The organism is Pantoea sp. Z09 (genome assembly GCF_022394795.1).
Taxonomy (GTDB): Bacteria; Pseudomonadota; Gammaproteobacteria; order Enterobacterales; family Enterobacteriaceae; genus Pantoea; species Pantoea latae.
Window position 1 is genome coordinate 792,019 of sequence record NZ_CP092373.1, and the last position, 15,305, is coordinate 807,323.

Below are 15,305 nucleotides of genomic sequence, written 5' to 3' on the forward strand. Positions count from 1 at the left end.
TAATCATGACTAATGCGTCCCGCTCTTCCCGTTCCCGCTGGCTTAAATGGCTGCTGTTGTTAATCCTGATTGTGATTATTGCTGGCGTCGTCTGGCGCGTGCTGCCGTTCGGCAAAGGGCAGGGCGCCATGCCGCCCGGCGGCCGTCACGGCGGACGCGGCGGACCGCCGGGCATGGCGATGATGGGCGGCGGCGCCACCCTGGTGCACAGCGGCGTGGCGACCACCGCCGACGTGCCGGTCTATCTCAACGCGCTCGGCACGGTGATCCCCAACGCCAGCGTCACCGTCACCAGCCGCGTCGACGGCCAGCTGGAGAAGGTCTACTTCACCGAAGGGCAGAAGGTCGAGGCGGGCCAGCTGCTGGCGCAGATCGATCCGCGCAGCTTCCAGGCGACGCTGAATCAGTATCAGGCGGAGCTGAGCGAAAACCAGGCGCTGCTGAAAAGCGCCGAGCTGACGCTGGCGCGCTACCGCAAACTCTACGCGCAGGACTCGCTGGCGCGTCAGGATCTCGACACCCAGACTGCCACCGTCGGCCAGTATCGCGGCGCGGTGGCCGCCGATCAGGCGCAGATCGCCAGCGCGAAGCTGAGCATCGAGTATGCGCGCATCACCGCGCCGGTCAGCGGCCGCGTCGGGCTGCGGCTGGTGGATCCGGGCAATATGGTGCAAAGTTCCAGCACCACCGGCCTGGTGACCATCACCCAGATGCAGCCCGCCGCCGCGACCTTTAGCGTGCCGCAGAGCAATATTCCCGAGCTGATCAAGGCGCTGCACAACGGCCAGGCGCTGCCGGTCACCGCGTTCGACCAGGACAACAGCCGCGCGCTGGCGCAGGGCGAGGTACGGTTCATCAGCAACCAGATCGACACCAGCACCGGCACCGTGGCGCTGAAGGCGACCTTTGCCAACGAGGATGAGTCGCTCTACGCCAACCAGTTCGTCAATCTGCGCTTGCAGACCACCACCCTGAAAGGGGCGACGGTGATCCCGTCGCAGGCGCTGCAGCTGAGCAGCGACGGCAGCTTTGTCTTTGTCATCAACAAAGACAACACCGTGACGCGCAAAGCGGTCTCCGCCGGCCCGGCGTTCGGCGACGACAAGCAGGCGATCCTGAAGGGCGTCGAGCCTGGCGACCGCCTGGTGACCGAAGGCATCGATCGCCTGACCAACGGCAGCAAAGTCGCGCTGGCGGATGAGACGCAACCGACCGCAACCGCCGAGGCAAAATGAATCCGTCACGCCTGTTTATCCTGCGCCCGGTCGCCACCATCCTGCTGATGGTCGGCGTGCTGGTCGCCGGTATTTTCGCCTATAAATTTCTCTCTACCTCGGCGCTGCCGCAGGTGGACTATCCGACGATTCAGGTCACCACGCTCTATCCCGGCGCCAGCCCCGACGTGATGGCATCGTCAGTCACCTCGCCGCTGGAGCGCCAGCTGGGGCAGATGGCGGGGCTGAGCCAGATGACCTCGACCAGCTCCAGCGGCTCCTCCATTATTACCCTGAAGTTCGGCCTCGATCTCTCGCTCGACGTGGCGGAGCAGGAAGTGCAGGCGGCGATCAACGCGGCTAATAATCTGCTGCCGAGCGATCTGCCCAATCCGCCGACCTATAAAAAGGTCAACCCGGCGGACAGCGCGGTGATCACCCTGGCGGCCAGTTCAGATAACCTGCCGCTGACTCAGGTGCAGGATCTGGTCAATACCCGCGTGGCGCTGAAGCTGTCGCAGATCTCCGGCGTCGGCATGGTGACGCTGGCGGGCGGCCATCAGCCGGCGATCCGCGTGCAGATGAACCCGACGGCGCTCGCCGCCCATCATCTGACGCTGGAAGACGTTAATACGCTGATTAGCAACAGCAACGTCAACGGCTCGAAGGGCGGCTTCGACGGCAAATATCACTCGGTCACCATCGACGCCAACGATCAGCTGCGCACCGCCGACGAGTACGGCAACCTGATCCTCACCTACCAGAACGGCGCGGCGCTGCGCCTGAAGGATATCGCCCATATCGAACAGGGGCCGGAGAACAGCTTCCAGTCCGCCTGGGCCAACAGCAGTCCGGCGATTGTTATCAGCGTGCAGCGCCAGCCGGGCGCCAACGTGATTCAGGTGGTGGACAACATCAAGGCGGCGCTGCCGACCCTGCAGGCCGCGCTGCCGGACGGCGTGAAGATGACCATTCTCTCCGACCGCACCCAGACCATTCGCGCCTCGATCAGCGACGTGCAGTTCGAGCTGATGCTGTCGATCGCGCTGGTGGTGATGGTGACCTTCCTGTTCCTGCGCAACGTGGCGGCGACGCTGATCCCCAGCGTGGCGGTGCCGCTGTCGCTGGTCGGCACCTTCGGCGTGATGTATCTGGCGGGCTTTAGCCTGAACAACCTGTCGCTGATGGCGCTGACCATCGCCACCGGCTTCGTCATCGACGACGCCATCGTGGTGGTTGAAAACATTTCGCGGCGGCTGGAGGAGGGCGAAACCCCGATGGAGGCGGCGCTGAAAGGGTCGCAGCAGATCGGCTTCACCATTATCTCGCTGACCTTCTCGCTGATTGCGGTGCTGATCCCGCTGCTGTTTATGGGTGACGTGGTGGGACGGCTGTTCCGCGAGTTCGCCATTACCCTGGCGGTGTCGATTCTGGTGTCGATGCTGGTGTCGCTGACCCTGACGCCGATGCTGTGCGCCTACCTGCTGCGCCATATTCCGCCGGAGAAGCAGTCGCGCTTTGCGCGCAAGGGCGGTGAGCTGTTCGACCGGCTGATCCGCGGCTACGATCGGCTGCTGACGGTGGTGCTCAACCACCAGAAGCTGACGCTGCTGGTGGCGCTGGCCACCTTTGCGCTGACCGCGCTGCTCTATATGGTGGTGCCGAAAGGCTTCTTCCCGACCCAGGACACCGGGCTGATCCAGGGCATTACGCTGGCGTCGCAGGATGTCTCCTTTAGCGAAATGGCGAAGCGTCAGCAGGCGCTGGCGAAGGTGGTGCTGGCGAACCCGGCGGTGGAGAGCGTCTCCTCTACCATCGGCATCGACGGCAACAACACCAGCCTCAACAGCGGACGGCTGCAAATCAATCTGAAGTCGTTTGAGCAGCGCGACGACAAGGCCGACGTGGTGATCAAACAGCTGCAGCAGGCGGCGACCCAGGTGGCGGGCATTCAGCTCTATATGCAGCCGGCGCAGGATCTGACGGTTAACGATCAGGTGACGCCGAGCCAGTATCAGTTCACCCTCGACGACCCCGACAGCGAAAACCTGGTGACCTGGTCGCCGCAGCTGGTGGCGGCGCTGCAAAAGCGGCCGGAATTCAACGGCGTGGTGAGTAACCTGCAGGATCAGGGGCGCGTTGCCTGGGTCGAGCTGAACCGCGATAAAGCGGCGCGCTACGGCATTACCGCCTCGGACGTGGATACCGCGCTCTACAACGCCTTTGGCCAGCGTCTGGTGTCGACCATCTTCACCCAGTCGAACCAGTATCGCGTGGTGCTGGAGGTGGCGCCCGCTTATCAGCAGTCGCCCGCCTCCTTTGAGGATGTCTATCTGCAGCCCGCCACCAGCGACAGCACGTCGTCGAGTTCGTCCTCAACCTCCGATTCGACCTCGACCTCGACCTCAACGTCGTCCTCAACGTCAACCTCCGCCAGCGACAGCACCAGCAGCGGCATGGTGAAGCTGACCTCGGTCGCCACCATTCACCAGCGCGCCGGGTCGCTGATGCATATGCGGCTCAATCAGTTCCCGGCGGTGATGATCTCCTTTAACCTCAACAGCGGCTACTCGCTGGAGGATGGGCAGAAGGCGATTGCCGAGGTGCAGCAGCAGCTGCAGATGCCGTCGAGCATCACGCTGCGCTACCAGGGCGAAACCTCCGCCTTCCAGAGCGCCACCGGCAATACGCTGTGGCTGATCCTCGCCGCGCTGCTCACCATGTACGTGGTGCTGGGCATTCTCTACGAGAGCTTTATCCATCCGGTAACCATCCTCTCGACCCTGCCGTCGGCGGCGGTCGGCGCGCTGCTGACGCTGCTGCTGGCGGGCAGCGAATTTAGCCTGATTGCGCTGATCGGCGTGATCCTGCTGATCGGCATCGTGAAAAAGAACGCCATTATGATGATCGACTTTGCGCTGGAGGCGGAGAACAAGCAGCATCTCAGTCCGCGCGAGGCGATCCATCAGGCCTGCCTGCTGCGCTTCCGGCCGATTCTGATGACCACCATGGCAGCGCTGCTCGGCGCGCTGCCGCTGATGCTGGCGTCGGGCTCGGGCGCAGAGCTGCGTCAGCCGCTGGGGCTGGTGATCGTCGGCGGGCTGATCGTCAGCCAGGTGCTGACGCTCTTCTCCACGCCGGTGATCTATCTCTGGTTTGACGCCATCGCGCAGCGCGGCAACGCCTGGGTGAAACGTCGTCAGCAGCGGTCGCGGGGCGAATCATGAACCTGACGCGGCTGTTTATTTTCCGCCCGGTCGCCACGCTGCTGCTGACGCTGGCGATCCTGCTGCTCGGCGCGCTCGGCTACCGGCTGCTGCCGGTGGCGCCGCTGCCGCAGGTCGATTTCCCCACCATTATGGTCAGCGCCAGCCTTGCCGGCGCCAGCCCGGAAACCATGGCGGCGACGGTGGCGACGCCGCTGGAGCGCGCGCTGGGGCAGATCGCCGGCATTACCGAAATGACCTCCAGCAGTTCGCAGGGATCCTCCAGCATTATTTTGCAGTTTGAGCTGGACCGCGACATCAACGGCGCGGCGCGCGACGTGCAGGCGGCGATCAACGCCTCGCGCAGCCTGCTGCCGAGCAGCATGGAGTCGCTGCCGACCTACCGCAAAGCCAACCCCTCTGACGCGCCGATCGTGATGCTGGCGCTCACCTCGGAGACGCGCACGCCCGGCGAACTCTACGATCTGGCCGAGAGCAAGATTGAGCAGGCGATGGGGCAGGTCAAAGGCGTGGGTGAAGTCTCGCTGATGGGCAGCGCGCTGCCGGCGGTGCGTATCGACCTGCAGCCGCAGAAGCTGACGCACTACGGCATTTCGCTGGATACCGTGCGCAGCGCCATCGCCAACAGCACCACCAACCTGCCGAAGGGGATGCTGCAGGGCAGCAGCCAGTCTTGGGTGGTGGACAGCAACGGCCAGCTCGACAAGGCGGCGCAGTATCGCGATCTGATCGTGACCTATCAGGATGGCAAGGCGGTGCGGCTGCATGACGTCGCCACCGTCTACGACTCGGTGGAGGATCAGTATCAGGCCGGTTTCCTTAACGCCGCGCCGTCGGTGATGATCGGCATCAAGCGCCAGGCGGGCGCCAATATGCTCGACACCATCGACGCCATTAAGGCGCAGCTGCCGGCGCTGGAGAAAGATCTGCCCGCCGATACGCAGCTCAAAGTGGTGATCGACCGTTCCCCTGGGGTGCGCGCCTCGCTCTACGACACCGAAGAGACGCTGCTGATCGCCGTGCTGCTGGTGATCGCCGTGGTGTTTATCTTTCTGCGCAACCTGCAGGCGGTGGTGATCCCGGCGCTGGCGCTGCCGGTGTCGCTGATCGGCACCTGCGCGGTGATGTATCTGCTTGGCTACAGCCTCGATAACCTGTCGCTGATGGCGCTGATCATCTCCACCGGCTTCGTGGTGGATGACGCTATCGTGGTGCTGGAGAATATTACGCGCCATATCGAAGAGGGCTTAGGGCCGGTGCGCGCGGCGGTGCGCGGCGCGCGCGAGGTGAGCTTTACCGTGCTGTCGATGACGGTGTCGCTGATAGCGGTATTTATTCCCATTCTGCTGATGGGCAGCATCGTTGGCCGCCTGTTCCGCGAGTTCGCCATTACGCTCACCGTGTCGCTGCTGATCTCGATGTTCGTTTCGCTTAGCCTGACGCCGATGCTCTGCTCGCGGCTGCTGAAGCGCAAACCGCGCGTCAGCCAACGGCCGCATCCGCTCTATCAGTTTATCGAGAACCAGCTCAACGCGCTGCTGGCCGCCTACGCGCGCGGGCTCGACTGGGTGATGCGCCACCAGAAGCTGACGATAGTCAGCCTGCTGCTCACCGTACTGCTTAATCTGTTTCTCTATACCGTGGTGCAGAAGGGCTTTTTCCCGAATCAGGATACCGGCCTGCTGATGGGCGCGCTGCGCGCCGATCAGAACATCTCGTTCCAGGCGATGAAGCCGAAAATGCTGATGTTCACCAAAATCATTCAAGCCGATCCAGCGGTTGACAGCGTGATGTCCTCGATGGGCAGCGGCATGTTCGGCTCGCGCAACAGCGCCAACTTCTTTGTGCGGCTAAAGGATCTCGACCAGCGTGACGCCACCGCCACCGAGGTGGCTAACCGGCTGAGCATGAAGACCAGCCATATCGCTGGCGCGCAGATGTTTCTGATGGCGGCGCAGGATCTGCATATCGGCGGGCGCAGCGCCAACGCCAGCTACCAGTACAGCCTGCAGGCGGACGATCTCGATCTGCTGCGCACCTGGACGCCGAAGGTGCAGGCGGCGCTGGCGGCGATCCCGCAGCTCAACAGCGTCGATTCCGACTCGCAAACCGGCGGCCAGGAGGTGGTGATTAATATCGATCGCGATCGCGCCACGCGCCTCGGCGTCAATGTGCAGATGCTCGACACCATGCTCAACAACGCCTTCAGCCAGCGCCAGGTGGCGACGCTCTACCACACGCTGAATCAGTATCACGTCGTGATGTCGCTCAACAGCAGCTACACGCGCGACCCGGCGATCCTGCAGCAGCTCTACGTCATCAACGACAGCGGCGATCGGGTGCCGCTCTCTGCCTTCGCCACCCTGACCACCGGCAACGCGCCGCTGTCGGTGGCGCATCAGGGCCAGTCCGCCACCAGCACCGTCGCCTTTAACCTCAACGACGGCGTCTCGCTGGAACAGGCGCAGGCGCTGATCAAGCAGGCGATGGCGAAGCTCGGCTTGCCCTCCAGCATCCAGGCCGGTTTCGCCGGCACCGCCGCCGCCTTTGCGCAGCTGACCGCGACCATGCCCTGGCTGATCGTCGCGGCGCTGGCGGCGGTCTATATCGTGCTGGGCGTGCTCTATGAGAGCTATGTGCATCCGCTGACCATTCTCTCCACGCTGCCGTCGGCGGGCGTCGGCGCGCTGCTGCTGCTGCTGCTCACCAACACCCAGCTGACGGTGATCGCCCTGATCGGCATCATCCTGCTGATCGGCATCGTGAAAAAGAACGCCATTATGATGATCGACTTTGCGCTCGACGCCGAACGCCGGCTTGGGCTCTCACCGCAGCAGGCGATCACCCAGGCCTGCCTGATGCGTTTTCGTCCCATTATGATGACCACGCTGGCCGCCTTCTTCGGCGCGCTGCCGCTGGCGCTCGGCAGCGGCGGCGACGCCGATTTGCGCAGCCCGCTCGGCATCGCCATTGCCGGCGGCCTGGCGCTGAGCCAGCTGCTGACCCTGTTTACCACGCCGGTGGTCTATCTCTGGTTCGACCGTCTGAGTCGCGCCACCCAACGTCAGTGGCGCCGTTTGCGCCATGCGGAATCTTGATCGATGAAAAAAATCTCTCTCGCTTTACTGCTGCTGCTTAACGGCTGCGCCGTCGGCCCCGACTATCAGCGTCCCTCGGCCAGCGTGCCGCTGCACTATAAAGAGGCCAAAGGCTGGCAGCGTGCCACGCCGCAGGATGACCAGAACAAGGGCGAGTGGTGGGCGGTTTATCATGATCCCATCCTGAGCAGCCTGCTGCGCCAGGTCAGCATCTCTAACCAGAACGTCGCCAGCTACGCCGCGCAGTACCGCGAAGCCCAGGCGCTGGCGGCGCAGTCGCGCGCCGCGCTCTTCCCGACGCTCGGCTACGACGTCAGCGGCACGCGCAGCGGCACCCGCTCCACCACCAGCGGCGCGCGCAGCACCACCAACAGCAACTCGGCGCAGCTGAGCGCCAGCTGGGAGCTGGATCTGTGGGGCAAACTGCGCCGCACCCGCGAGGAGAACGCCGCCAGCGCCCAGGCGAGCGCCGCCGAACTGGCGAACGTGACGCTCAGCGCCCAGTCGGAGCTGGCGCAGGACTATTTTCAGCTGCGCATTATGGATGAGAAGATCGCGCGCTATCAGCAGGCCGTGGCGGCCTACGATCGCTATCTGAAGGTGATCGAAAACAAATATCAGGCCGGCAGCGAGTCGCGCGCCACCCTGGCGCAGGCGCAGATGCAGCTGGAGAGCGCTCGCGCCTCGGCGCTTGACGAACAGTGGCAGCGCGCCCAGCTTGAGCACGCCATTGCGCTGCTGCTGGGCAAAACCCCGGCTGAATTCAGCCTGCCGGCGGCGCCGCTGACGGCGTCGCTGCCGCAGGTGCCGCAGGCGCTGCCGTCGCAGCTGCTGCAGCGCCGGCCCGATATCGCCTACGCCGAGCGCAACGTCGCCGCCGCCAATGCCGCGGTCGGCGTGGCCATCGCCGGCTACTATCCTGACCTGACGCTGAGCGCCAGCGGCGGCACCAGCGCCTCGGCGCTGCACAATCTCTTCTCGCTGCCCTATCGCGTCTGGTCGCTCGGCCCCGATCTGAGCGGCACGCTGCTCGACTTCGGCGCCACCTCGGCGAAGGTGGATCAGGCGCGCGCCGCGTATGACGCCAGCGTCGCCAGCTATCGCCTGGCGGTGCTGACGGCGATGCAGGAAGTCGAGGACGATCTGGTGGAGCTGAACACCCTCACCAGCGAGATGGATGCGCAGCAGCGCGCCACCGATGCCGCACGCGAATCGGCGCGCGTCACGCGCAACCAGTATGAGGCGGGGATGATCGACTACCTTGACGTCGCCACCACCGAGGCCAGCAGCCTGAGCGCCCAGCAGAGCCTGCTGAGCCTGCAGAGCACGCAGTGGGTCACCAGCGTGGCGCTGATCGCCGCGCTCGGCGGCGGCTGGCAAATGACGCCCTAATTCTCGCGCTGGCGCTTGTCGAACGACGCCAGATCCTGCATCGTTAGGAACCTTTTAGCGATGCTATGGAGCTGGCATGTTGTTTACATTTTTACGTCTGGTCTGCCGCCTGCTGTGGCGGGTAGAGCTGCGCGGCGACGCCGCCGCGCTGCATCAGGACAAAGTGCTGATCGCGCCCAATCATATGTCCTTTCTCGACGGCGCGCTGCTGGCGCTGTTCCTGCCGATCAGGCCGGTTTTCGCGGTCTACTCCTCTGTTAGCGAGCAGTGGTATATGCGGCTGGTGAAGCCGCTGATCGACTTCGTGCCGCTCGATCCCACGCGGCCAATGGCGATCAAACAGCTGGTGCGGCTGATCGACAGCGGCCGTCCGGTGGTGATCTTCCCGGAAGGGCGCATTACCGTCACCGGATCGCTGATGAAGATCTACAGCGGCGCCGGGTTCGTCGCCGCCAAATCCCAGGCGAGCGTGGTGCCGATGCGCATCGAAGGCGCGGAATATACCCCGTTTGGCCGGCTGGGCGGTGTCTTTAAGCGCCGTCTGTTTCCCCGCATCACCCTGACCATCCTGCCCGCGACGCGCATTCCGATGCCGGAGGCGAAACGCGCGCGCGACCGCCGCCAGCTGGCGGGCGAGCACCTGCACCACGTGATGATGGAGGCGCGTATGGCGGTGCGCCCGCGCGAAACCCTCTATGAGGCCTTCCTCAACGCCCGCGCCCGCTACGGCGCGTTCAAGCCCTGCATCGAAGACGTCAATATGCAGCCCGACAGCTACACCGGGCTGCTGAAAAAGGCGCTCGGCGTCGGGCGCATCCTCGAACGCTACAGCCAGCCGGGGGAGATCGTCGGCCTGCTGCTGCCCAACGCCACGGTGACCGCGGCGGCGATCCTCGGCGCCTCGCTGCGCGGCCGCGTCCCGGCGATGCTTAACTACACCGCCGGCGTCAATGGCATGCGCGCGGCGCTGACCGCGTCGCAGGTGAAAACCGTTTTCACCTCGCGCCAGTTTATCGAGAAGGGCAACCTCTGGCATCTGCCGCAGGGGCTGAGCGAGGTGGAGTGGATCTATCTGGAGGATCTGCGCGACAGCGTGACGACGCAGGACAAGCTCTGGATCCTCGCGCATCTGCTGCTGCCGCGTCGCGCGCAGCTGGCGCGCCAGCCGGAAGAGGCGGCAATGGTGCTGTTTACCTCCGGCTCGGAAGGCCATCCCAAAGGGGTGGTGCATTCGCATAAGAGCCTGCTGGCGAACGTCGAGCAGATCCGCACCGTGGCGGATTTTACCCCGCGCGACAAATTTATGTCGGCGCTGCCGCTGTTCCACGCCTTTGGCCTGACGGTCGGTTTGTTCACGCCGCTGATGACCGGCGCGCAGGTGTTTCTCTATCCCAGCCCGCTGCACTATCGCATCGTGCCGGAGCTGGTCTACGACCGCAACTGCACCGTGCTGTTCGGCACCTCGACCTTTCTCGGCAACTACGCGCGCTTTGCCGCGCCTTATGACTTTGCCCGCCTGCGCTACGTGGTGGCGGGCGCGGAGAAGCTGCAGGAGGCGACGCGCCAGATCTACATGGAGAAATATGGCATACGCATCCTTGAAGGCTACGGCGTGACCGAATGCGCGCCGGTGGTGGCGATCAACGTGCCGATGGCGGCGAAGGCGCACACTGTCGGCCGCATTCTGCCGGGTATGGATTCGCGTCTGATGTCGGTCGAAGGCATCGAGCAGGGCGGACGCCTGCAGCTGCGCGGGCCGAACATCATGAACGGCTATCTGCGCGTCGAAAAGCCCGGCGTGCTGGAAGCGCCCGCCGCCGACAATGGCGAAGGGCAGCTTGAGGCGGGCTGGTATGACACCGGCGATATCGTCTCCTTTGACGAAGGCGGCTTCTGTCAGATTCAGGGGCGCGCCAAACGTTTCGCCAAGATCGCCGGCGAGATGGTGTCGCTGGAGAGCGTCGAGCAGATCGCCCTGAAGGCCTCGCCGGAGAGCCAGCACGCGGCGTCGCTGCGCGCCGACGGCAGCCGCGGCGAGGCGCTGGTGCTGTTCACCACCGACGGTGAGCTGAAGCGCGACGCGCTGCAGAAGGCGGCGCGCGAGCTGGGCGCGCCGGAGATGGCGGTGCCGCGCGACATTCGCGTCATGAAACCGCTGCCGATGCTGGGCAGCGGCAAACCGGACTACGTCAGCCTGAAAAAAATGGCGGAAGAGGAGCAGGCATGAACGGCATCAATACGCAGCAGGAGACGTCTCTGCGTTCGCGCGGCATGCTGGCGGTAATGGGCGCGCAGTTTTTCTCCGCCTTCGGCGACAACGCGCTGCTGTTCGCCACCCTGGCGCTGCTGAAAAGCGAACGCTATCCCGACTGGAGCCAGCCGGTGATGCAGATGCTGTTCGTCGCCGCCTATATTCTGCTGGCGCCTTTTGTCGGCCAGCTGGCGGACAGCTTCGCCAAGGGGCGGGTGATGATGTTCGCCAACAGCCTGAAGCTGCTGGGCGCGCTGCTGATCTGCTTCGGCTTCGATCCTTTCGTCGGCTATACGCTGGTGGGCGTCGGCGCGGCGGCCTACTCGCCCGCCAAGTACGGCATCCTGACCGAGCTGACCTCCGGCGAGAAGCTGGTGAAAGCCAACGGCATGATGGAGAGTTCTACTATCGCCGCTATTCTGCTCGGCTCGGTGTCGGGCGGCGTGCTCGCCGACTGGAGCCTGATGGCGGCGCTGGCGATCTGCGCGCTGACCTACGCGGTGGCGGTGGTGGCGAACCTCTTTATTCCGGCGCTAGTGGCGGCGCGTCCCGGTCAGAGCTGGAATCCCGGCGCGATGCTGCGCAGTTTTTACCGCGCCTGCGCCGCGCTGTGGCATAACGCCGAGACGCGCTTTTCTATTCTCGGCACCAGCCTGTTCTGGGGCGCGGGCGTGACGCTGCGCTTCCTGCTGGTGCTCTGGGTGCCGGTGGCGCTTGGCATCAGCGACAACGCCACGCCGACCACGCTCAACGCCATGGTGGCGATCGGTATCGTGTTCGGCGCGGGCGCAGCGGCGAAGCTGGTGACGCTGGAGACGGTGCGGCGCTGTATGCCTGCGGGCGTGCTGATTGGCGTAATGGTGGTGATCTTCTCGATGCAGCATTCTCTGACCAGCGCGTATCTGCTGCTGATCGTCACGGGCGCGCTGGGCGGCTTTTTCGTGGTGCCGCTTAACGCCGTGCTGCAGGCGCGCGGCAAAGCCAGCGTCGGCGCGGGCAATGCGATTGCGGTGCAGAACTTTGGCGAGAATATCGCCATGCTGACGATGCTGGGGCTCTACACGCTGGCGGTGAAGGCGGGCGCGCCCGCGGTGGCGACCGGCGTCGGCTTCGGCGCGCTGTTTGCGCTGGCGATTGCGGCGCTGTGGGTGTGGCGGCCGAAAGCCGCCGCGCGTTAAAACAGGCGGTGCTGGTCCGAGAGTAAACCGTGCGCCTCCGTGATGCGGTTGAGTTCGGCCAGCGCCGCGGCGTTAGCCTGCCGCCACTGCTGCTGCGATGCGGCGGCGGCACGCTCTTTGTGTGGCCTGTCGCCGCTCGCTTTTTTCTTCTCTTTAGCTTTCACCCAGTAACCGCCGCGCCTCGCGCGCCACGTTCTCCATTTCGTCCTGCAGCTCCAGCAGTTCCGGCTCCAGATCGTCGATATCGCTGCTCTGCCGCAGGTTCTTCTCCAGCTGACGGCAGAGCTGCTTCATGCGCGGCACGCCGCTGTAGCTGGCGCTGCCGTGCAGCTTGTGGATGATCTCGCGCAGCCCCTGCACCTCTTTTGCCGCGATAAAGGCGTCGAGCTTCTCATGCACCTCCGGCAGAAAGTCGAGCAGCATCTTCAGCATGTCGCGCGCCAGATCGGGTTTATTCGCCGCCTGACGCAGCGCCAGCTCCCAGTCGAGCGACGGCGACACCGCAGGCACCGGCGTGGCGATCGCCGGCAGCGTCGGGCTGTAGCGCGCCAGCAGCTGGCTGAGCCGGCTTTCGTCGATCGGCTTCGCCAGATAGTCGTTCATCCCCGCTTTGATCAGGTGTTCGCGTTCGCCGTCGATGGCGTGCGCCGTCACCGCCACAATCGGCGTGTTGGCGTGCAGCGGCAGGCCGCGAATGATTTCGCTGGCGCGGATGCCGTCGATCTCCGGCATCTGAATATCCATCAGAATGATATCCAGCGGCTGGACGCGCGCGGCGGCGATCGCCTGCTCGGCGTTGTTGCACAGCAGGATATGCTGCACCTGCTCCTCCAGCAGCGCGCCGATCAGCTTAAGGTTGGCGGGGTTGTCATCCACCGCCATCACCCGCAGCGGCAGGCGCGCGCCGTTGGGCAGCTCGTTGCGCTGGCGGGTGTGCAGATCCGCCAGCAGCGGCAGCAGACGTGTGGTGGAGACCGGTTTGGTGAGGCAGCCGTGGATGCCGCGCACCTTGAGCCGATCCGCCAGCAGCATCATGGCGCTCGGCAGCGCCAGCAGCACGCAGTCGGCGCGGTTCAGCAGGGCGTCGATAAAGGCGTCGTCCAGCAGTTCGTGCTGGGTGATATCAATCGGCAGCCCCACCAGCAGCAGCGGATAGTGCGGCTCGCGCAGCCCGGAGAGGGTTTCGCTGTACTCTACCTGCAGCGGCGTGACGCGCAGCATCTTCAGCGCCGCATCGGCAGAGGCAGCGTGCGCCTCTACATAGGCCATGCGCGAACGCGACAGCGCGTCGAGGGCGCGCGGCAGCGTCGGCGCGTTGGGATTGAGATCGAGCTGTATCCGCACCCAGAAGGTCGATCCTTCGTTAACCCGGCTGTGGAAGGTTATTTCGCCGCCCATTTCGCTGACCAGCTTCTGGGTGATCACCAGCCCCAGCCCGGTGCCGCCGTGGCGGCGGGAGATGCTGGCGTCCGCCTGGCGAAAGGCCTGAAACAGCTGCGTCTGCTGCTGCTCGGAAATGCCGATGCCGGAGTCGTGCACCTGAATCTCCAGCTCGACGCGCGTGGCGCTGACGGCGCGCTGCTCGACGCGCAGATCGATGGTGCCGCGCTCGGTAAACTTGATGGCGTTGCCCAGCAGGTTGATCAGGATCTGCTGCAGGCGCAGCGGATCGCCGATAACGTTATCCGGCACGCTGCAGTCGCACAGCACCGTCAGCTCCAGCCCTTTGTCATGGGCCGACGGCGCCAGCAGCACAATGGTTTCGTCCAGCGTGGCGCGCAGCGGGAAGGGGATTGACTCCAGCACCAGCTTGCCCGCCTCCAGCTTAGAGAAGTCGAGCACGTCATTGATAATGCTGAGTAAGTTATTAGCCGAGCGCTCGATGGTGTGCATATAGTCGCGCTGCGTGGTGCCCAGCGAGGTTTTTAGCATCTGGCGGGTAAAGCCGATCACGCCGTTGAGCGGGGTGCGCAGCTCATGGGACATATTGGCGAGAAACTCCGACTTAATGCGCGCCGCTTCCTGCGCGCGCTTTTTCGCCAGGTCCAGCTCGACGTTCTGGATCTCCAGCTGCTCCAGGGTTTCCCGCAGATCCCAGGTCGCCTGATCGATATGGTGCTGCATCTCTTCATGGTAGGCGGTCAGCGACATTGCCATGGCGTTGATGCCGTTTTTCAGAATGCTCAGCTCGCCCAGCATGTAGCCCTCGACGCGGCTGTCGAGCTGGCCGCGGCGGATGCGGTCGACGGTGGTGACCATATTGCGGATCGGACCGGTAACGTCGCGCATCAGGCGATAGGCGAACAGCATGGCGATACAGAGACAAAACAGCAGCATCAGGGTGGCGACAAACACCTCTTTATACTGCTGCAGGCGCACCGACTGCAGATCCAGCTCAATCGCCACGTAGCCGAGCGGATTGCCCGCCGGTTTGGTGTCGACGCTGGGCAGTTCGTCTATGGCGTAGCGCTCCGAGGTGATCGGCGTGCGCAGGATCAGCAGCGTGCCGTGGCGCTCCATTGAAACCTCATCCGGCAGCGCGCGAATATCCTCCTGCTGCAGCAGGCTCAGGTTCTGGTTGTTATTCGAGGTGACGTAAAGATGGTTATTGTTGTCGAATATTGAGATGGCGCGGACAATATCGGAGTGGCGACGGTGCAGCAGGCTGACCAGCGCGCGGATGGCGTCGCGGTCGTGCCAGGTCATACTGTATTCGCTGGAGACCGCCAGCGGCTCGATAATGCTGGCGCCCGCGTCAATCACCTGGCGCTGGAGTTCGTTGTAGCGGTGCACCACGAAAAATGAGCTGAGCAGCAGGCCGATCATCAGTGTCGGCGCCAGAATTAAAATCATCATTCGCGCCCGCAGGCTGTATTTCGTCATAATAGTCGCCGGCTTTTGCAAGCCCGTTATCCCTGTGACGCGCTCTGGCGCGTACACGCTGA

At 64.3% G+C, this 15,305-nt stretch carries 8 protein-coding genes; 6 read left to right on the top strand and 2 right to left on the bottom strand.

Annotation, left to right across the window (positions count from 1 at the left end; translation table 11 throughout):
- Positions 1–5: 5 nt before the first annotated feature.
- The 6 genes from MC269_RS03835 (at position 6) to lplT (ending at position 12,360) form a co-directional block, all read left to right on the top strand.
- The gene (locus MC269_RS03835; RefSeq protein WP_239954054.1) at positions 6–1,235 is read left to right on the top strand and encodes an MdtA/MuxA family multidrug efflux RND transporter periplasmic adaptor subunit; all 1,230 of its coding nucleotides are present in this window, start codon (positions 6–8) and stop codon (positions 1,233–1,235) included.
- On the top strand, positions 1,232–4,441 hold the full coding sequence (locus MC269_RS03840; RefSeq protein WP_239954055.1) for an efflux RND transporter permease subunit: 3,210 nt from the start codon (positions 1,232–1,234) through the stop codon (positions 4,439–4,441). Before MC269_RS03835 ends, MC269_RS03840 begins: the two co-directional genes overlap by 4 nt.
- A complete protein-coding gene (locus tag MC269_RS03845) occupies positions 4,438–7,539 on the top strand; it encodes a multidrug efflux RND transporter permease subunit (RefSeq protein WP_239954057.1) in 3,102 nt (1,033 codons plus the stop codon). Before MC269_RS03840 ends, MC269_RS03845 begins: the two co-directional genes overlap by 4 nt.
- 3 nt (positions 7,540–7,542) lie before the next feature.
- A complete protein-coding gene (locus MC269_RS03850) occupies positions 7,543–8,931 on the top strand; it encodes an efflux transporter outer membrane subunit (protein ID WP_239954059.1) in 1,389 nt (462 codons plus the stop codon).
- A gap of 76 nt (positions 8,932–9,007) precedes the next feature.
- Positions 9,008–11,158 (top strand): bifunctional acyl-ACP--phospholipid O-acyltransferase/long-chain-fatty-acid--ACP ligase, encoded by a 2,151-nt coding sequence (gene aas / locus MC269_RS03855; RefSeq protein WP_239954061.1) that lies wholly within the window; start codon positions 9,008–9,010, stop codon positions 11,156–11,158.
- On the top strand, positions 11,155–12,360 hold the full coding sequence (gene lplT / locus MC269_RS03860) for a lysophospholipid transporter LplT (protein ID WP_239954063.1): 1,206 nt from the start codon (positions 11,155–11,157) through the stop codon (positions 12,358–12,360). The genes aas and lplT overlap by 4 nt, the downstream gene beginning before the upstream one ends.
- On the opposite strand, the gene MC269_RS03865 is transcribed toward lplT, so the two are convergent.
- Both MC269_RS03865 and barA read right to left on the bottom strand, forming a co-directional pair.
- Entirely contained in the window at positions 12,357–12,524 is a 168-nt protein-coding gene (locus MC269_RS03865; protein ID WP_239954065.1) for a type II toxin-antitoxin system CcdA family antitoxin, read from the bottom strand. The genes lplT and MC269_RS03865 overlap by 4 nt on opposite strands.
- Positions 12,514–15,243 (bottom strand): two-component sensor histidine kinase BarA, encoded by a 2,730-nt coding sequence (barA, locus tag MC269_RS03870; protein ID WP_239954066.1) that lies wholly within the window; start codon positions 15,241–15,243, stop codon positions 12,514–12,516. The genes MC269_RS03865 and barA overlap by 11 nt, the downstream gene beginning before the upstream one ends.
- Between the last annotated feature and the right edge of the window lie 62 nt (positions 15,244–15,305).